Below are 18,140 nucleotides of genomic sequence, written 5' to 3' on the forward strand. Positions count from 1 at the left end.
GCTTTTCAGGCACCCTATGCGGGTCTGCCCGGGTGGCGAAAGTGGTAGACGCAGCGGACTTAAAATCCGCCGGGGGCAACTCCTTACCGGTTCGATTCCGGTCCCGGGCACCACATGAAACCGCCGCAAGGCGGTTTTTTGTTTTCCTGTCTTCCGGGCGGACGTCCATCGTGCCGAGGGTGGGGGCGGCGCAGCAGTACAGGGCCCGCCTGTGGCAGCGGGTGGCAGCAGGTTGACCGCAGCGGACACCGCGGTGTGGCTGTGGCTGGCAGGGCGATCCTGTGTGTCTGCGCTGTTCCAGGGCCGCCCTGGTGGGCCGGCGGCGCAGCGTGCCGTGACCGGCGTTACGCTTGCCAGCCCCACGCTGTCGGGGTATTCGCTGCCAAAGCGAATGTCGCCATCCGCGGCACGCTTGTCATTTGTCCGTTTGCGCTTCGCGCCTGCCCGAGCGCGCAGCCTGGCCAGACCCATGCATGGCCGATGACGGCCTTGGGAAAGCGTGCGTGCGGCCATGCACTGAAGCCATTTCGTTCAAGCCGTGGGTTGGCTTGATGCGATCGGCGCATGCCGCAGCCGCGCACTGTAAGTGAGTGCTGCTCGAGTGATCGGCTGCGGGCGGTTTTCTGTGCTGATCCCGGCGGGTCAACAACAGAGGCCACGGTTTGAACTGTGCATCAGGAAGCTGCGCTATGACAGGTCGTGATGCTGCGCTACAGCATGAGCGTGCGGTGTTTCTGGCCGAAAATAGCCGCTGCTGTGGCGCGGTGGTTGTTCGTCATTGCTGATGCGCTTGATCGGCGTGTCGAGCTGAACAGATCCATGCTGCGCCACCAGTAAATCCCCTGGTTCAGGCCATGAAATCGACGGTGCAACCCATCTTGTCGACTCGCGGCTGTAGACTGCCCCCGTTCATTTTTTGAGAGTTCTCATGCATCGCTACTTGGTGTACCTGCTGGCCATTATTCTGCTTCCAGTGTCGGTGGTGCTTGCCTTCAAGTGGCCCTCCTGGTACTGGGGCTCAGCGTTGTTTGCAGCGATGATCATCATCGGCACGGTGGATATCCTGCAAAACCGCAGTGCCCTGCGGCGCAACTATCCGGTACTGGTTCATTTTCGCTACTTCTTTGAATCCATCGGCCCGGAAATCCGCCAGTATTTTGTGCAGAACGATCTGGAGAACGTGCCGTTCTCGCGCCAGGACCGCAGCCTGGTCTACCGCCGCTCGCGCAACGAGATGGATGTGCTGCCGTTCGGTACCCTGCGCAGCGCCTACCAGGTCGATTACGAGTGGATCAACCACTCCATGCGCCCGGCACGCATCGACAACACCGACTTCCGCGTCACCATCGGTGGACCGGGGTGCACCCAGCCTTACTCGGCCAGTGTGTTCAACATCTCGGCGATGAGCTTTGGTGCGCTATCGGCCAATGCGGTGCGTGCACTCAATGGCGGGGCCAAGCTCGGCAACTTTGCCCAGGACACCGGCGAAGGCAGCATTTCGCCGTACCACCGTGAGCGCGGCGGCGACCTGATCTGGGAAATCGGTTCGGGCTACTTTGGTTGCCGTGACGAGCAGGGGCGTTTCAACGAGGAGCGCTTCATCGCCAATGCGACCGACCCGCAGGTGAAGATGATCGAGATCAAGCTTTCCCAAGGGGCCAAGCCGGGCCATGGTGGTGTGCTGCCGGCGGCCAAGGTCAGCGAGGAAATCGCCTTGACCCGCGGGGTGCCGATGGGGGTGGACTGCGTGTCACCGCCGGGTCATTCGGCCTTCTCCAACCCGGTGGAGCTGCTGCAGTTCGTGGCCCGCCTGCGTGAGCTGTCCGGTGGCAAACCGGTCGGTTTCAAGCTGGCCATCGGTCATCCCTGGGAGTGGTTCGGCATTGCCAAGGCCATGCAGGAAACCGGCCTGATGCCCGACTACATCGTTGTCGATGGTGCCGAGGGCGGTACCGGTGCGGCACCGGTGGAGTTCATGGACCATGTGGGCGTGCCGATGAACGAGGCGCTGATGCTGGTGCACAACACCCTGGTCGGGTTGAACATCCGCCAGCACATCCGTATCGGTGCCGCCGGCAAGATCACCAGTGCCTTCGATATCGCGCGCACGATCTCGATGGGCGCGGACTGGTGCAATGCCGGCCGTGCCTTCATGTTCTCGCTGGGCTGCATCCAGGCATTGAGCTGCCATACCGACAAGTGCCCGACCGGGATTGCCACCCAGGACCGCGCGCGCTCCAGCAACCTGGACCCGACCCAGAAGACCGCCCGCGTGTTCAACTACCACCGCAATACGATGCGCGCGCTGGGTGAACTGCTGTCCGCTGCCGGCCTGACCCATACCGACCAGCTCGGGCCCGAGCACATCCTGCGCCGGGTATCGCCAACCCAGATCCGTTCGCTGGGCTCGCTGTACCGCTTCCTGGAGCCCGGTGAGCTGCTCGACGGTCAGCCCGAGCACAGCGTGTTCCGCGATTACTGGCCGCTGGCGCGCACCGATTCGTTCGATCCGCCGCAGCGGATCCAGCACCTGCGCGACAGTCGCCTGCATTGAACCGCCAACGCTGCTGACAAAAAGCCCCCGCCTGGGCGGGGGTTTTTTGTTGCGCGCTCGATGGACGTGGCCAGCTCAGTGCGGACGTGCCAGCCAGGCCAGGGCGCCCTCGGCTGCGACCAGGCCGGAGGCAAAGCAGGCGGTGAGCAGGTAGCCGCCGGTCGGGGCTTCCCAGTCGAGCATCTCGCCGGCACAGAACACCCCGTCAAGCCGGTTGAGCATCAGTGCCTGGTCCAGGCCTTCCAGGCGCACGCCACCGGCCGAACTGATGGCTTCGGCCAGTGGCCGCGCTGCGCGCAGGGTCAGGGGCAGGCGCTTGAGGGTGCGTGCCACCGCATCCAGGTCATCACCGGCCCCGCGGCCGAGGATTTCGTAGAGCAGGGCCGCCTTGACCCCGCCGATCCCGGCCTGCCGGCGCAGGTGTTCGCTGAAGCTGCGGCCGCGGCGTGGCGCGTCCAGATCCTTGCGCAGCCGCTCCAGTGAACGGCCGGGAACCAGGTCCAGTTCGAGCAGGGCCTGGCCGTCACGCTGCACAGCCTGGCGCAGGTCCGCAGACAGGGCGTAGATCAGGCTGCCCTCGATGCCGGCCTGGCTGACCACGCATTCGCCCTGCAGCTGCTGCGGCTGGCCCTGCAGGTCATGCCAGTGGGCGATGACCGGCTTGAGCGGGGCGCCGGCCTGGCGCTGGATGAAGTGCTCGCTCCAGGCCACATCGAAGCCGCAGTTGGCCGGTTGCAGCTCGGCCACTTCCACGCCGGCCTGGCGCAGGGGCGCAACCCACTGGCCATCGCTGCCCAGCTGCGGCCAGCTGCCGCCGCCGGTGGCCAGGATCACCGCGTTCGCACGTACGGCCAGCTCACCTTCCGGGCCGGCCAGCCGCAGCCGGCCATCGGCCTGCCAGCCGAGCCAGCGATGGTTCACCCGCAGCACCAGCCCCTGTTCCTTGAGCCTGCGTACCCAGCCGCGCAGCAGCGGGGCCGCCTTGCGGTCATCGGGAAATACCCGGCCCGAGCTGCCGACATAGGTGTCCACGCCGAGTCCGGCGGCCCATTGCCGCAACGCCGGGCCGTCAAACCGGTCCAGCCAGTGGCCGACCTGTCCGGCACGCTCACGGTAGCGCTGGTCAAACTGCGGCCGTGGCTCGCCGTGGGTCAGGTTCAGCCCGCCCTTGCCGGCGATCAGGAACTTGCGTCCGGGCGAGCCCTTGGCTTCGAACAGGGTCACCTGGCGGCCGGCGGCGAGCAGGCGCTCGGCGGCCATCAAGCCGGCAGGTCCACCGCCAATGATCGCGATGTCGGTTTCCAGCAGCGTCATCAGCGCGGCTCGATACCAAGCAGCTGCACCTCGAAGACCAGCGAAGCGTTGGCCGGCAACGGGCCGACCCGGCGCTCGCCATAGCCATACTCGGGCGGGATCATCAGCACCCGGGTGCCGCCCACCTGCATGCCGGCCACACCCTCGTCCCAGCCGCGGATCACCTGGCCACCACCGACGGTGAAGCTGAAGGGCTGGCCGCGATCAAGCGAGCTGTCGAACTTGGCACCACGCTGTTGTGGTGCATCGGCGTCGAACAGCCAGCCGGTGTAGTGCACGCTGACCGTTTGCCCGGCCTGGGCCGACGCGCCCTCACCGCTGCGCTGGTCGATGATTTCAAAGCGGGCGATCGGGTCGCTCGCTGGCAGCGCCTGTGGCGCCGGGGTGCAGGCCATCAGCGCAGCCAGCAGGGGCAGGGCAAGGAGGAGGCGGGGAGGTAGGGCCATGGGCGTAGTGCTTCAATCGACGTGTTGCCGGATCGACTAGGTTAACAAGCGATGCCGCTATCATGCTTGGCATGGCACGTCTGCTTTTCAAACTGCGCCACGTCGAGGCCGATGAATTCGACGAAGTGACCACCGCGCTGGATCAGGCGGGGGTGGACTGGTACCAGACCAGTGCAGGGCTGCTGGGCTTCAGTGCGCCGGCGCTGTGGCTGCGTGATGCGGCCGACTACGAGCGCGCGCGCGCGGTGATTGCGCTGAGCCAGCAGCAGCGCGCCGAGCGGCTGCGCCAGGCCCGGCGGGAGCAGGCGCCGGAAACCTTCACTGGCCAGTTGCGCCGCGCACCGCTGCAGGTCTTGGGCGGGCTGCTGTTGATCGTGCTGATCATCGGCCTCGTGCTTGGGCTGCCCTGGCTGCTGTGGCGCTGAGCCGGCCCGGCATCGTTACAATAAGCGCATGATCGTCAATACCGCCGCTTACCATTTCGTCGCCCTGGATGCGCTCCAGAGCCTGCGTGAAACCTTGTTTGAACGCGCGCAGCAGCAGGGCCTGAAGGGCACCATCCTGGTGTCGCCGGAAGGCCTGAACCTGTTCCTGGCCGGCACGGCCGAGGGCGTGGATGCGTTCTACGCACCGTTGCTGGCCGATGTGCGTTTTGCCGGCATGGTGATCAAGCGCAGCTACAGCCAGCACCTGCCGTTCGCCCGCCTGAAGGTCAAGCTGAAGAAGGAAATCATCAGCTTCCGCCGGGCCGATGGCCAGCCGCTGGATTACCCGCGCTCGCCGGGCGTGGCGCCAAAGACCCTGGCGCGCTGGCTGGCGCAGGGGCATGACGATGCCGGCAAACCGGTGGTGATGCTCGATACCCGCAACCAGCAGGAGGTGGCCCATGGCACCTTCAGCGATGCGTTGACCTTTGCCATCGACAAGTTCACCGATCTGCCGGCGGCGCTGGAACCGCATCGTGAAGCGCTCAAGGACAAGACCGTGGTGAGCTTCTGCACCGGCGGCATCCGCTGTGAAAAGGCCGCGCTCTGGATGGTAAATGACGGCATGGACAACGTACTGCAGCTTGATGGCGGCATCCTGGCCTATTTCGAGCAGGTTGGCGGGCAGAACTACGAGGGCGGCTGTTTCGTGTTCGACGAGCGCATCGCGCTGGATCCGCAGCTGCGCCCGCTCAAGGATGAGCCGTTGCCGCCGCTGCAGTCCCCGGCACAGGGACGAACCGAATGACCGTTGCACGCATCCCGTTGTCACTATTGGACCTGGCCCCGGTTGCACAGGGGCAGGAAGTCGCTGCCGCCTTTGCCCATATGGGGCAGCTGGCGCAGCTGGCCGATGCGCTGGGTTACCACCGCTACTGGCTGGCCGAGCACCACAACATGCCTGGGGTGGCCTCGGCAGCAACGTCGGTACTGATCGGGCATCTGGCCGGTCTGACCCGGCGCATCCGGGTGGGGGCCGGCGGCATCATGCTGCCCAACCACAGCCCGCTGCAGGTGGCTGAGCAGTTCGGCACCCTGGCCAGCCTGTATCCCGGGCGGATTGACCTGGGGCTGGGGCGTGCGCCGGGCACCGATCACGCCACCGTCCGCGCGTTGCGCCGTTACCAGGACCAGGCCGATCGTTTCCCGCACGATGTGCAGGAGCTGCTGCATTACCTGGAACCGGTGCAGCCCGGGCAGTCGGTGCAGGCGGTGCCTGGCGGCGGCATTGGTGATGGGCTGCCGGTGTGGCTGCTGGGTTCGAGCACGTTCGGGGCCCGTCTGGCCGCGCAGCTCGGCTTGCCGTATGCCTTCGCCTCGCACTTTGCACCGGACCAGCTGGAAGCGGCGCTGGCGTTGTATCGCAGCCAGTTCCGGCCGTCGGCGCGCCTGGCCAGTCCGTATGTGATCGTGGCGATGAACGTGGTGGCCGCCGATACCACCGCCCAGGCGCGTTACCTGTTCAGCAGCCTGCAGCAGTTGTTCGTCAACCTGCAGCGTGGCGCCGCGGGCAAGGTGCCGGCGCCGGTGGATGATATCGACCAGGTCTGGTTGCCGCACGAGCGTGCCGGGGTCGAGCGCGCACTGGCCATTTCCGCCGTCGGTGATTGCGGCCAGGTTGCCAGTGCGATGGCGGCGGTGGTGCAGCAGCTGCAGCCCGATGAGTTGATGATCACCGCCAATATCCATGACCCGGACGCACGGCTGCGTTCGTTCGAGCTGGCCATGCAGGCCTGGCGCAGCCTCAGCTGAGCAGGCTGTTGCCCAGCTGGGTCAGATAGGTCAGCAACTGGCCGGAGCTGATGCCGAAGAAGGCGATTGCCACCACGCCGCCGATCCAGTTGAGCAGCATCAGGCGTCCGTCGCATTCGAGCAGGGCCAGCGCAAACAGCATCAGTTGAAAACCGAACAGGTAGTTGGTGAAGGGAATGGGCAACGAGAGCAGCAGGCCCAGTACCAGCAGCAGCAATCCGGTGAAAATACGTGCCGGTAATGGTTCGATGGCCAGGCTCAGGCGGGGCTTGAGCAGGCTGTCCAGCCAGGTAAGTGGCCGCTGCAGCTTGCCGACAAAGCGGTGCAGCGTACTGCGCCTGGGGCCGCGCCGGGCAATGGCCCGTGGCAGCCACGGGCTGCGCAGCCCGATCAGCATCTGCATGCCGATCAGCATCACCAGCGGGCCGCTCAGTGCCCCTGCCACCCCGGGCAGCGGGATGAAGGCCGGCAGGATTGCCAGCAGCAGGAACATGCCGAACGCACCCTGCGCCAGGCCGCCCAGCACATCGGCGATATGCAGGCGCTGGCTGGGGTCGCCCTGGCTGGCGATGGCAAGCAGGGTACGGATGCCTTCATTGCGCGGGATGCCCGACGGGCTCGGCTCAGGGCGTGCGGTCATCATCATCGCAGTCGCTGAGCTGGCGCAGCATGATCTTGTCCACGCGGGCTCCATCAAGATCGATGACCTCAAAGCGCCAGCCTGACAGATCAAACCATTCGCCGGTCTGCGGGATGCGGCCGAAACGATCGATGCACAGGCCGGCAACGGTGTTGTAAGCGGCCTGTTCTGGCTCGGGCAGTTCCAGCCCGGCGATGACATCACGCAGGTCTTCCACCGGCAGCGAACCATCGACCAGCAAGGAGCCATCGGCGCGGGTGACCACCAGCGGTGCATCCTCGTCGTGGTCGGCGACCTGCAGTCGGCCAACCACGGCGCCCATCAGGTCGGAAATGGTGACCAGCCCCTGGATCTCACCGTATTCGTCCACCACCAGGGCCATCGACTGATGCTCTTCGCGGAAGATTTCCAGCAGCTTCATCGCATGGGTGGATTCGGACACATACACCGGCTCGCGCAGGTTCTGGAACAGGCCATCGTCCTTGCCGTGGGTGAGCAGGGTTTTGACTTCCAGAATGCCGGCGATGTCCTGGTCATTGCCGCGATAGACCGGGTAGCGTGAAAACGCATGCTCGCGCATGGACTCCAGGTTGGCCTCCTGGTCGTGGTGGGTGTCCAGCCAGGCAATCCGGTTGCGCGGGGTCATCAGGCTTTCGGCCGTGCGGTCACCTAGGCGCATCACGCGATTCATCATGTCCCGCTCCAGGCTGTCGATGACACCGGCCTCATGGCTTTCGGCCACCAGCATGCGGATTTCCTCCTGGCTGACGGCATCGGCCTGTTCCTTGCCCAGGCCCAGCAGGCGCAGCACCAGGCGGGTCGAGCGCGAAAGCAGCAGCACGAACGGGTAAGCCAGGGCGGCCAGCCAGGCCATCGGAACGGCCACCACGCCGGCGATCTGCTCCGGCCGGGTGATGGCCAGGCGTTTGGGCACCAGCTCGCCGAAGATCAGCGTCAGATAGGTGATCAGCGCGACCGCGGCAGCCTTGCCGGCGGCATCGGCATGGGCGAACTCCGGCGCAAAGCGCTGGATGACCGCGGCAAGTTCGCGGCCGATGGATTCGCCACCGAACACACCGGTCAGGATGCCGATCAGCGTGATGCCGATCTGCACGGTGGAAAGAAAGGCTTCGGGCTTTTCGGCCAGCGCCAGTGCGCGCGCGGCGCGCTGGCTGCTGTTGGCCTGTTGCTTCAGGCGGCTCTTGCGCGAGGTCATGACCGACATTTCGGACATGGCAAAGAAACCGTTCAGCAGAATCAGCGCGATGACAATCAGAAACTCAAACACGGGCCTTCCCCCGGTTGGTTGCCCAGGGCAAGGGGCGTGGATGATCGGTGCAGACAGCGCAAAAGGCAGCCCGCACCTGCGGGGGATAAGGGTCGTCGTCCATAGGTCGCACCCGAAGGTGCAGCAAGGATGCTAGCAGAGCAGGTGGTTGTTGCGTAAACGCCCGTTCAGCTTGCGGCAGGCGGGTTGTCATCAAGGTTTCGCAAAAACGCCAACGCAGCGTCATAATTGACAGCTGATGCCATCCCCTCCGTGATGGCGACCTCCAGGTTTCTTATGTTCTCACTGCAGACCATTTTTGGGTCCGGCAAGCAGTTCTATGTCTTGTTGGACGATGCCGCCCAGGCAGCCCATGACAGCGCCAAGGCGCTGCACACGATGATGCGCGAAGGCGAATCCCTGCCGGCGCTGGACGCTTTCAAGCTGGCCCGGCTGCGCGGTCGCGCCAGCTCTGAAAAGATTGGCCAGGCGCTGGTGGACAGCTTCATCACGCCGATCGAGCGTGAGGACATCGAAGCGCTGGGTTCGGCCCTGTACAAGATTCCCAAGCAGATCGAGAAGTTTGCCGATCGCTATTCGCTGGCGGTCAAGCATCTGGACCAGATCGACTTTGCCCCGCGTGCGGCGATGCTGGAACAGGCTGCGGCGGTGGTGGTGGAGATGGTCGCCGACCTGCGTCACATGAACCTTGACCGGATGACGGCGCTGAATGAGAAGCTGCGCGCGCTGGAAAATGAAGCCGACCGCCTGATGCTGGAGCTGTACCGCGACATCTACTCCGGTCGTCTGGATCACCTGCAGATGTTCCTGCTCAAGGAATTCTTCGAGATCCTGGAAAAAGCCATCGACCGCTGCCGTGGCGCCGGCGTGGTGGCTTACCAGATCGTGCTGAAAAACAGCTGACGGGGGCTGCAGATGCTCACCCTCGTACTGGTGGTGATCCTGGCGGCGTTGGTGTTTGAATTCATCAACGGCTTCCACGATACCGCCAACTCCATCGCCACGGTCGTGGCGACCAAGGTGCTCTCGCCCGGGCATGCGGTGATGCTGGCCGCTTTCATGAACCTGATCGGCGCGCTGACCGGTACCGCGGTGGCGATGACCATTGCCAATGGCCTGATCAATACCGAGGTCGTGGTGGTCACCCCGCAGGTGATCCTGTGCGCGCTGCTCGGCGGCATTGTCTGGAACCTGATCACCTGGTGGAAGGGGCTGCCGTCGTCTTCCTCGCACGCGCTGATTGGTGGCCTGTGCGGTGCCGCGCTGGCTGCCGCGGCCAACAACTGGGATGCGCTGATCTGGTCGCAGCAACTGGGCAACTGGGCGCAGAACAAGGGCCTGCTGTGGAAGGTGTTCGTGCCGATGATCACCTCGCCGATTGCCGGTTTCCTGCTTGGCATCGTCGTGATGTGCCTGCTGTGGGCGCTGATCCTGCTGTTGTCCAAGGTGGGCGGTGCCATTGGTCGCCTGGCGCGTCCGCGCTTTGTGAACATGTTCTTCGGCAAGGCGCAGATCGCCTCGGCTGCCTACATGGGCTTTGCCCACGGCCACAACGATGCGCAGAAAACCATGGGCATCATCGCAATGACCCTGATCAGCGCCGAGGCCACCGGTGTGCTGGATGACCTGCCGTCCTGGCTGGGCTTCCTGCATCCTGGTGCCAATGCCGACGGCGGCATTGCGCTGTGGATCGTGCTGACCTGCGCCATCGTGATGGCTGCCGGTACGGCTTCCGGTGGCTGGAAGATCATCAAGACCCTGGGCCACAAGATGGTCAAGCTGCACCCGATCCATGGTTTTGCCGCCGAGACCAGCTCGGCCACCATCCTGACCATGGCGGCCCACTTCGGCATGCCGGTTTCGACCACCCATTCCATTTCCACCGCGATCATGGGGGTGGGCTTTGCCAAGAACCCGCGCTCGCTGAAGCTGGGGGTGATCGAGCGCATCCTGTGGGCCTGGGTGCTGACCATTCCGGCCTCGGCGTTGTGCGCCTGGATCATCCTCAAGGGGATGGCGGCACTCGGCCTGGCCTGATTCGGGGGCGGTTGCTGCTGTGGATTGCCTGGAAGGCCCGCCGCGTGCGGGCCTTTCCTTTGGTCAGGAAAAAAGCAAACCCGCCATGCGGCGGGTTTGTTCATCCGGCTGGACAGCACGAAAGGGCTGGGCTTGGCCAGATCAGACTTCCAGCGAGGCCAGGTCGCCCTTGGTTTCCAGCCAGCCCTTGCGGTCACTGGCGCGCTTCTTGGCCAGCAGCATGTCCATCAGGGCATGGGTCTGGTCCAGGTCATCGACGGTGAGCTGGACCAGGCGCCGGGTGTCGGGATGGATGGTGGACTCGCGCAGCTGCGAGGGGTTCATCTCGCCCAGGCCCTTGAAGCGGGTCACGCTGGGTTGGCCCTTGCTCTTTTCGCGGGCGATCTTCTCCAGTACCGCGCGCTTTTCGTCCTCGTCCAGGGCGTAGAACACCTGCTTGCCGAGGTCGATGCGGAACAGCGGCGGCATCGCCACGAACACATGCCCGGCGCGGACCAGGGCCGGGAAGTGCTTCAGGAACAACGCGCTGAGCAGGGTGGCGATATGCAGGCCATCGGAGTCGGCGTCGGCCAGGATCACCACCTTGCCGTAGCGCAGGCCGGAGATGTCCTCCTTGCCCGGGTCACAGCCGATGGCGATGGCCAGGTTGTGCACTTCCTCGCTGGCCAGCACCGAGGTCGAGGCGACCTCCCAGGTGTTCAGGATCTTGCCGCGCAGCGGCATGATCGCCTGGAAATCCTTGTCACGGGCCTGCTTGGCGCTGCCGCCGGCCGAGTCGCCCTCCACCAGGAACAGTTCGGTGCGCGACAGGTCCTGGCTGATGCAGTCGGCCAGCTTGCCCGGCAGTGCCGGCCCGGCGGTGACCTTCTTGCGCACCACCAGTTTTTCGGTCTTCAGGCGGGCGCTGGCGCGTTCGATCGCCAGCTGGGCAATGCGTTCGCCCATTTCCACGTTCTGGTTCAGGGCCAGGGCGAAGGCGTCATGTACCGCACCCTCGACAAAGGCGGCGGCCTGGCGTGAGGACAGGCGCTCCTTGGTCTGGCCGGAGAACTGCGGGTCGGTCATCTTCATCGACAGCACGAAGGTGACCCGGTCCCAGACATCTTCCGGGGCCAGCTTGACCCCACGCGGCAGCAGGTTACGGAAGTCGCAGAACTCGCGCAGGGCCTCGGTCAGGCCGGTGCGCAGGCCATTGACGTGGGTGCCGTGCTGCGCGGTCGGGATCAGGTTGACATAGCTTTCCTGCACCAGCTCGCCTTCCGGTGCCCAGGCCAGGGCCCAGTCCACCACCTCGGTTTCCTTCTTCACGCTGCCGACAAACAGGTTGGGCGGCAGGATCTCGCGCTCGCCGATCTCGGCCTTGAGGTAATCGCGCAGGCCGTCCTGGTACAGCCAGCTGTCGGTCTCGCCGGTGGCCTCGTCGGTCAGGGTGACGGTCAGCCCCGGGCAGAGCACGGCCTTGGCACGCAGCAGGTGGCGCAGGGCACGCACATTGATCTTCGGGCTGTCGAAATACTTCGGGTCCGGCCAGAAGCGCAGCCGGGTGCCGGTGTTCTTCTTGCCGACGCTGCCGACCACTTCCAGCGGACTGGCGCGGTCGCCATCACGGAAGCTGATGCGGTGTTCTGCACCTTCCCGTTTGATGTGGATTTCCACCAGCGTGGACAGCGCATTGACCACCGATACGCCCACGCCATGCAGGCCGCCGGAGAAGGTGTAGTTGCGGTTGGAGAACTTGCCGCCGGCATGCAGCCGGGTCAGGATCAGCTCCACGCCGGGGATGCCTTCCTCCGGATGGATGTCCACCGGCATGCCGCGGCCGTCATCGGCCACTTCGCAGCTGCCATCCTTGAACAGGGTCACCGACACGGTTTTTGCGTGCCCGGCCAGGGCTTCGTCGACCGAGTTGTCGATCACCTCCTGGGCCAGATGGTTCGGGCGGGTGGTATCGGTGTACATGCCGGGACGGCGCTTGACCGGGTCAAGACCGGAGAGGACTTCAATGTCAGCGGCGTTATAACGGGTGTTCATGGGCGGCGTAACAATAAGTTGACGGGCAAGTGTGGCGGTTAAGACGAAAATTTGCACCCGGCATGTTCAGTGTCAGTGCGCCGCGAAAGCGCTATCATTGCCTCCCGGTTGGACAGTACTGCGCTTTTCGCCGTACCAGGCCGGCCTCCGATCAAAAGGAGTGATGCCATGAAGCCCCGTACCCTGCTGACAATTGCCGCCCTTGTGGCTGCGGCTGTCGCCATCCCGGCGGCGCTGGCCAGCAATCCGCCGCCGCCGGCGGCGGACAAGTCCACGGCAGATTCTGCCGAAAAACCCACTGATGAAGCCAAGGCCCGTGCTGCCCGCCGTGCTGCTGCCGCTGCTGCGCACCGTGCGCGTGGCGAGCAGGCGCCGCCGCAGCGCGAGGAAGAAGAGGAAGCCAAGCGCAAGCCGTAAGGCTTGCAGCTGCCGTTTGTGCGCCCCGGTCTGGATCGGGGCGCACTTTTTTGTTTTCGCAGCCAGTGGCCGGGTGGTCGCTGGTTTTCATTAAATTCTTGTTTCCGGGAGGCTTTAAGCCCCATGACTCCCCTGATTTTTGTTACCGGTGGTGTGGTGTCCTCGCTTGGCAAGGGCATTGCAGCGGCGTCGTTGGCCTCGATCCTCGAGGCGCGTGGCCTGAAGGTCACGATGATGAAGCTGGACCCCTACATCAACGTCGATCCCGGCACGATGAGCCCGTTCCAGCACGGCGAGGTCTATGTCACCGATGACGGTGCCGAGACCGACCTGGACCTGGGCCACTACGAGCGCTTCGTACGCACCCGTCTGAGCCGCAAGAACTCGGTCACCACCGGCCGGATCTACGAGAACGTGATCCGCAAGGAGCGCCGCGGCGATTACCTGGGCGCCACCGTGCAGGTGATCCCGCACATCACCGACGAGATCCGCCGCTGCATCGACGCGGCCACCGAAGGCTTCGATGTGGCCCTGGTGGAGATTGGCGGTACCGTCGGTGATATCGAATCGCTGCCGTTCCTGGAGGCCATCCGTCAGGTGCGCACCGAGCGTGGGGCATCCAAGGCGCTGTTCATGCACCTGACCCTGGTGCCGTTCATCGGCGCGGCCGGCGAGCTGAAGACCAAGCCGACCCAGCACTCGGTCAAGGAGCTGCGTTCGATCGGCATCCAGCCGGACGTGCTGCTGTGCCGTTCCGAGCAGGTCATTCCCGATGGCGAGCGGCGCAAGATCTCGCTGTTCACCAATGTCCCGGAACGCGCGGTGATCTCCGTGCCGGACGTGGACGTGCTGTACAAGATCCCGATGGGCCTGCACCGCCAGGGCCTGGACGAGATCGTCATCGACCAGCTGGGTCTGCGTGAAAAGGTCGGCCCGGCCGACCTGCATGAGTGGGAAGATGCCGTCGACGCCACGGTCCACCCGGACGATGCGGTGACCATTGCGGTGGTTGGCAAGTATGTCGACCACCAGGATGCGTACAAGTCGGTGGGCGAGGCGCTCAAGCACGGTGGCCTGCGCCAGCGCACCAAGGTCACCTTGAAGTGGCTCGAGGCGCAGGACCTGGAAGGCAGCGACATGTCCGCTCTGGCCGATGTCGATGGCATCCTGGTGCCGGGCGGCTTCGGCGACCGTGGCTTCGAGGGCAAGGTGCTGACCTCGCAGTACGCACGCGAGCATGGGGTGCCGTATTTCGGCATCTGTTACGGAATGCAGGCGGCCGTTGTCGACTATGCCCGCCATGTGGCCGGGCTGGCAGGGGCCAATTCCACCGAGAACGACCGCCAGACGGTACACCCGGTCATCGGCCTGATCACCGAATGGCGCACTGCCGCCGGTGAGGTGGAAAAGCGCGATGAGAAGTCCGACCTGGGCGGCACCATGCGCCTGGGTCTGCAGGAGCAGCGGCTGAAGCCGGGCACCCTTGCCCACCAGCTGTACGGGCGCGATGTGGTGGCCGAGCGTCATCGCCACCGCTACGAGTTCAACAACCGTTACCGAACCCAGCTGGAAGAGGCGGGCCTGGTGATCTCGGGCAAGTCGATGGATGACACCCTGGTGGAGGTGGTCGAGCTGCCGCAGCAGGTGCATCCGTGGTTCCTGGCCTGCCAGGCGCACCCGGAGTTTCTGTCCACCCCGCGCGAAGGCCATCCGCTGTTCATCGGCTTCATTGCCGCGGCCCGTGCGCGCAAGGCTGCCAGGGCCGGCTGAGCGGTTACAGATCCACCGCGGCAGGCACTTGTCTGCCGCGGCAGCTGCCACCATCTAGCGCTGGTCACGGCGTCTACGCCAACGAGGAAACAAGATGAAACTGTGTGGTTTTGAGGTTGGCCTGGACCAGCCGTTGTTCCTGATCGCCGGTCCGTGCGTGATCGAATCGATGCAGCTGCAGCTGGATACCGCCGGCAAGCTGAAGGAAATCACCGGCCGGCTGGGGATGAACTTCATCTTCAAGTCCAGCTTCGACAAGGCCAACCGCACCTCAGGCACCTCCTTCCGTGGCCCCGGCCTGGAAGAGGGGCTGAAGGTGCTGGCCGAGGTCAAGAAGCAGATCGGCGTGCCGGTATTGACCGACGTGCACGAGTACACCCCGATGGACGAGGTTGCCTCGGTGGTGGATGTGCTGCAGACCCCGGCCTTCCTGGTGCGCCAGACCGACTTCATCAAGAAGGTCTGCGCCGCCGGCAAGCCGGTGAACATCAAGAAGGGTCAGTTCCTCTCGCCCTGGGACATGGCCCCGGTGGTGGAGAAGGCCAAATCCACCGGCAACGAGCAGATCATGGTCTGCGAGCGTGGTGCCAGCTTCGGCTACAACAACCTGGTCAGCGACATGCGCTCGCTGGCGGTGATGCGCGATACCGGTTGCCCGGTGGTGTTCGATGCCACCCATTCGGTGCAGCTGCCGGGCGGGCAGGGGTCCAGCTCCGGTGGCCAGCGCGAGTTCGTGCCGGTGCTGGCGCGCGCAGCGGTGGCAGTGGGTATTTCCGGCCTGTTTGCCGAAACCCATCCCGATCCCAGCCAGGCGCTGTCCGACGGCCCCAATGCCTGGCCGCTGGACCGCATGGAAGCCCTGCTGGAAACCCTGCTGGAGCTCGATGCGGTGACCAAGAAGCACGGTTTTTCGCGCTTTGCCTGAGTGAACCGTTGTCAGTGGCGGCGCCCGGTGGGCGCCGTTGCTTTACCTGCTGCATGCTGGTCCGGTGGCCGATTTGGCGCAAACCGGCTGGGCAGGGGATAATCGCCACCGGCCGTACAGGCCTTCTTCCATTTTGACGGTAACGACCTCGATATGACCGCTATCCGCAGCATCCATGCCCGTGAAATCCTCGACAGCCGTGGCAACCCCACGCTGGAAGCCGAAGTCACCCTGGCCAACGGCGCCTTTGGGCGCGCCGCCGTGCCGTCCGGTGCCTCCACCGGCACCAAGGAAGCGGTGGAGCTGCGCGATGGCGACAAGACCCGCTACCTGGGCAAGGGCGTGCGCAATGCCGTGGCCAACGTCAACACCACCATCGCCCAGGCGCTGGCCGGTTTTGATGCCGCCGACCAGGCCGGCCTGGATGCGAAGCTGATCGCGCTGGATGGCACCGAGAACAAGGGCCGCCTGGGCGCCAATGCGCTGCTCGGGGTGTCGATGGCTGCCGCGCATGCCGCCGCTGCCGCTGCTGGCCAGCCGCTGTGGCAGTACCTGGCCGGCAAGACCGGCGTGGTCCCCAGCCTGCCGGTGCCGATGATGAACATCATCAACGGCGGTGCGCATGCCGACAACAATGTCGACTTCCAGGAATTCATGGTCCTGCCGGTCGGCTTTGATTCCTTCTCCGAGGCCCTGCGCGCCGGCACAGAGATCTTCCACGCGCTCAAGAGCGTGCTCAAGGGCCACGGCCTGAGCACCGCGGTGGGTGACGAGGGTGGCTTTGCACCGGACTTCCGCTCCAACGTCGAGGCGCTGGACACCATCCTGGAGGCGATCGGCAAGGCCGGCTACACCGCCGGTGAGGACATCCTGCTCGGCCTGGACGTGGCCTCCAGCGAATTCTTCGAAAACGGCAAGTACAACCTGGTGGGCGAGAACAAGCGGCTGACCAGCGAGCAGTTCGTCGACTTCCTGGCCGGCTGGACCGCCCAGTACCCGATCATCACCATTGAAGACGGCCTGGCCGAGAACGACTGGGCCGGCTGGAAGCTGCTGACCGAGCGCATCGGCAACAAGGTGCAGCTGGTCGGTGACGACCTGTTCGTGACCAACCCGAAGATCTTTGCCGAAGGCATTGCCAGCGGCACGGCCAACGCGATCCTGATCAAGGTCAACCAAATCGGCACCCTCAGCGAGACGCTGGAGGCGATCGCCCTGGCCGACCGCAACCGCTATGCCGCCATCGTCTCGCACCGCTCCGGCGAGACCGAGGACACCACGATCGCCGACATCGCCGTGGCCACCACCGCCACCCAGATCAAGACCGGCTCGCTGTGCCGTTCCGACCGTGTGGCCAAGTACAACCAGCTGCTGCGCATCGAGCAGGCGCTGGGCGCGCAGGCCCGCTATGCCGGCCGTGACGCCTTCGTTTCGCTCAAGCGCTGAGTGCTGCGATGAAAGACTGGCGATGGCTGCTGCTGGTATTGGCCCTGGTGACAGGGTTGCTGCAGCATCGCCTCTGGCTGGGCCCGGGCAATTCCGGGCAGGTCCAGGCGCTGCAGGCGCAGGTGGATGCGCAAAAGCGCGACAATGCGGGCCTGCAGCAGCGCAATGATGCCCTGGCTGCCGAAGTGATGGACCTGAAGGACGGCGAAAGCGCCATTGAGGAACGGGCACGCAGCGAGCTGGGCATGATCAAGCCGGGCGAGAAGTTTTATCGCGTGGTGGAATCGAGCGCGGCACCCAGCGCGCCGGCACCGTTGAGTGGCGGGGTGGGGCGATGAGCAGTGCGGTCTGGGCGGTTGTCCCCGCTGCCGGGCGCGGCACGCGTTTTGGCGGGCCCACTCCGAAACAATACCTGCAGGCCGGTGGTCAGCTGGTTCTTGCCCATACCCTGGCCGCGCTGCTGGGCAATCCGGCCGTGGCCGGGGTCGTGGTGGCCATCGCCGAGGACGATGCTGACTGGCCGGGCTGGGCGGCCCTGGGCGACAAGCCGGTGATCAGTTGCATCGGCGGCGCGAACCGCGCGCAATCGGTGCTGGCCGGCTTGCTGGCGCTGCCGGAAAGCGTGCGCGCCGATGATTTCGTGCTGGTCCACGATGCCGCCCGGCCGAACCTGCGCCAGTCCGATCTGAGCCGGCTGCTGGAAGTGGGGCGGGCCGATCCGGTCGGCGCCATCCTGGCCGCGCCGGTGCGCGATACCCTCAAGCGTGCCGGCGATGATGGCGCCATTGATGCCAGTGAGCCGCGGGAGCGTTTATGGCGCGCCTTTACGCCGCAGATGTTCCGCCGCCACCAGCTGGTGCGCGCGCTGCAGCAGGCCAGTGCAGCCGGGGTGGAGGTTACCGATGAGGCGATGGCCATGGAGCGGCTGGGCCTGCGCCCGCTGCTGGTGGAGTGTGCCGAAGATAATTTCAAGATCACCACGCCGGCGGACCTGGCCCGATTTGAATTTGAACTCTCGCGTCGCGCCTGAAACCC

At 65.1% G+C, this 18,140-nt stretch carries 17 protein-coding genes and 1 tRNA gene; 13 read left to right on the top strand and 5 right to left on the bottom strand.

The genetic code is table 11. The annotated features are described in order from the left end of the window. The first annotated feature begins 26 nt into the window (after positions 1 to 26). Together ABB25_RS03860 and ABB25_RS03865 are read left to right on the top strand one after the other, a co-directional pair. A tRNA-Leu gene (locus ABB25_RS03860) sits at positions 27 to 113 on the top strand. An 815-nt stretch (positions 114 to 928) separates the two neighbouring features. Next, on the top strand, positions 929 to 2,554 hold the full coding sequence (locus ABB25_RS03865; RefSeq protein ID WP_057663951.1) for an FMN-binding glutamate synthase family protein: 1,626 nt from the start codon (positions 929 to 931) through the stop codon (positions 2,552 to 2,554). Between the two features lie 75 nt (positions 2,555 to 2,629). On the opposite strand, the gene ABB25_RS03870 is transcribed toward ABB25_RS03865, so the two are convergent. Together ABB25_RS03870 and ABB25_RS03875 are read right to left on the bottom strand one after the other, a co-directional pair. Further along, complete coding sequence (locus ABB25_RS03870; protein WP_057663956.1) at positions 2,630 to 3,868, bottom strand: TIGR03862 family flavoprotein; 1,239 nt, start codon at positions 3,866 to 3,868, stop codon at positions 2,630 to 2,632. Next, positions 3,868 to 4,314, bottom strand: coding sequence for an FKBP-type peptidyl-prolyl cis-trans isomerase (locus ABB25_RS03875; RefSeq protein ID WP_057663959.1), 447 nt, complete (start codon positions 4,312 to 4,314; stop codon positions 3,868 to 3,870). Before ABB25_RS03875 ends, ABB25_RS03870 begins: the two co-directional genes overlap by 1 nt. A gap of 71 nt (positions 4,315 to 4,385) precedes the next feature. Between ABB25_RS03875 and ABB25_RS03880 the strand changes: the two genes are divergently transcribed. Genes ABB25_RS03880 through ABB25_RS03890 form a run of 3 tightly spaced genes read left to right on the top strand, consistent with a single transcriptional unit; the run spans position 4,386 to position 6,551 of the window. Further along, positions 4,386 to 4,739: a DUF6164 family protein gene (locus ABB25_RS03880; RefSeq protein WP_057663961.1), complete on the top strand. Its 354-nt coding sequence runs from the start codon at positions 4,386 to 4,388 to the stop codon at positions 4,737 to 4,739. Between the two features lie 28 nt (positions 4,740 to 4,767). Further along, entirely contained in the window at positions 4,768 to 5,547 is a 780-nt protein-coding gene (locus ABB25_RS03885; protein ID WP_057663964.1) for a sulfurtransferase, read from the top strand. Further along, the gene (locus ABB25_RS03890) at positions 5,544 to 6,551 is read left to right on the top strand and encodes an LLM class flavin-dependent oxidoreductase (RefSeq protein WP_057663967.1); all 1,008 of its coding nucleotides are present in this window, start codon (positions 5,544 to 5,546) and stop codon (positions 6,549 to 6,551) included. The genes ABB25_RS03885 and ABB25_RS03890 overlap by 4 nt, the downstream gene beginning before the upstream one ends. On the opposite strand, the gene ABB25_RS03895 is transcribed toward ABB25_RS03890, so the two are convergent. Then, complete coding sequence (locus tag ABB25_RS03895; protein WP_057663973.1) at positions 6,544 to 7,191, bottom strand: exopolysaccharide biosynthesis protein; 648 nt, start codon at positions 7,189 to 7,191, stop codon at positions 6,544 to 6,546. The two genes, ABB25_RS03890 and ABB25_RS03895, sit on opposite strands and share 8 nt — an antisense overlap. Beyond that, positions 7,175 to 8,479 (bottom strand): hemolysin family protein, encoded by a 1,305-nt coding sequence (locus tag ABB25_RS03900; protein WP_057663974.1) that lies wholly within the window; start codon positions 8,477 to 8,479, stop codon positions 7,175 to 7,177. The genes ABB25_RS03895 and ABB25_RS03900 overlap by 17 nt, the downstream gene beginning before the upstream one ends. A 276-nt stretch (positions 8,480 to 8,755) precedes the next feature. Between ABB25_RS03900 and ABB25_RS03905 the strand changes: the two genes are divergently transcribed. Together ABB25_RS03905 and ABB25_RS03910 are read left to right on the top strand one after the other, a co-directional pair. Next, positions 8,756 to 9,382 (top strand): DUF47 domain-containing protein, encoded by a 627-nt coding sequence (locus ABB25_RS03905; protein ID WP_057663978.1) that lies wholly within the window; start codon positions 8,756 to 8,758, stop codon positions 9,380 to 9,382. Between the two features lie 12 nt (positions 9,383 to 9,394). Then, the gene (locus tag ABB25_RS03910) at positions 9,395 to 10,516 is read left to right on the top strand and encodes an inorganic phosphate transporter (RefSeq protein WP_057663983.1); all 1,122 of its coding nucleotides are present in this window, start codon (positions 9,395 to 9,397) and stop codon (positions 10,514 to 10,516) included. 141 nt (positions 10,517 to 10,657) lie between these two features. Here ABB25_RS03910 and parE read toward each other — a convergent pair whose 3' ends face one another. After that, the gene (gene parE, locus ABB25_RS03915) at positions 10,658 to 12,547 is read right to left on the bottom strand and encodes a DNA topoisomerase IV subunit B (protein WP_057663985.1); all 1,890 of its coding nucleotides are present in this window, start codon (positions 12,545 to 12,547) and stop codon (positions 10,658 to 10,660) included. 168 nt (positions 12,548 to 12,715) lie between these two features. Between parE and ABB25_RS03920 the strand changes: the two genes are divergently transcribed. The 6 genes from ABB25_RS03920 (at position 12,716) to ispD (ending at position 18,135) form a co-directional block, all read left to right on the top strand. Next, the gene (locus ABB25_RS03920) at positions 12,716 to 12,964 is read left to right on the top strand and encodes a hypothetical protein (RefSeq protein ID WP_057663987.1); all 249 of its coding nucleotides are present in this window, start codon (positions 12,716 to 12,718) and stop codon (positions 12,962 to 12,964) included. A gap of 123 nt (positions 12,965 to 13,087) precedes the next feature. Then, positions 13,088 to 14,734, top strand: coding sequence for a CTP synthase (gene pyrG / locus ABB25_RS03925; RefSeq protein ID WP_057663989.1), 1,647 nt, complete (start codon positions 13,088 to 13,090; stop codon positions 14,732 to 14,734). 94 nt (positions 14,735 to 14,828) lie between these two features. Further along, the gene (gene kdsA, locus ABB25_RS03930) at positions 14,829 to 15,659 is read left to right on the top strand and encodes a 3-deoxy-8-phosphooctulonate synthase (RefSeq protein WP_057663992.1); all 831 of its coding nucleotides are present in this window, start codon (positions 14,829 to 14,831) and stop codon (positions 15,657 to 15,659) included. Positions 15,660 to 15,812: 153 nt separating this feature from the next. Further along, positions 15,813 to 17,105, top strand: coding sequence for a phosphopyruvate hydratase (gene eno / locus ABB25_RS03935; protein ID WP_057663996.1), 1,293 nt, complete (start codon positions 15,813 to 15,815; stop codon positions 17,103 to 17,105). 8 nt (positions 17,106 to 17,113) lie between these two features. Further along, positions 17,114 to 17,443: a cell division protein FtsB gene (gene ftsB / locus ABB25_RS03940; protein ID WP_057663999.1), complete on the top strand. Its 330-nt coding sequence runs from the start codon at positions 17,114 to 17,116 to the stop codon at positions 17,441 to 17,443. Further along, positions 17,440 to 18,135, top strand: a complete 696-nt coding sequence (ispD, locus tag ABB25_RS03945) for a 2-C-methyl-D-erythritol 4-phosphate cytidylyltransferase (RefSeq protein WP_057664002.1) — start codon at positions 17,440 to 17,442, stop codon at positions 18,133 to 18,135. Before ftsB ends, ispD begins: the two co-directional genes overlap by 4 nt. Positions 18,136 to 18,140: the final 5 nt, after the last annotated feature.

It is taken from the genome of Stenotrophomonas koreensis (genome assembly GCF_001431525.1).
In the GTDB taxonomy this organism is placed as follows: domain Bacteria; phylum Pseudomonadota; class Gammaproteobacteria; order Xanthomonadales; family Xanthomonadaceae; genus Stenotrophomonas; species Stenotrophomonas koreensis.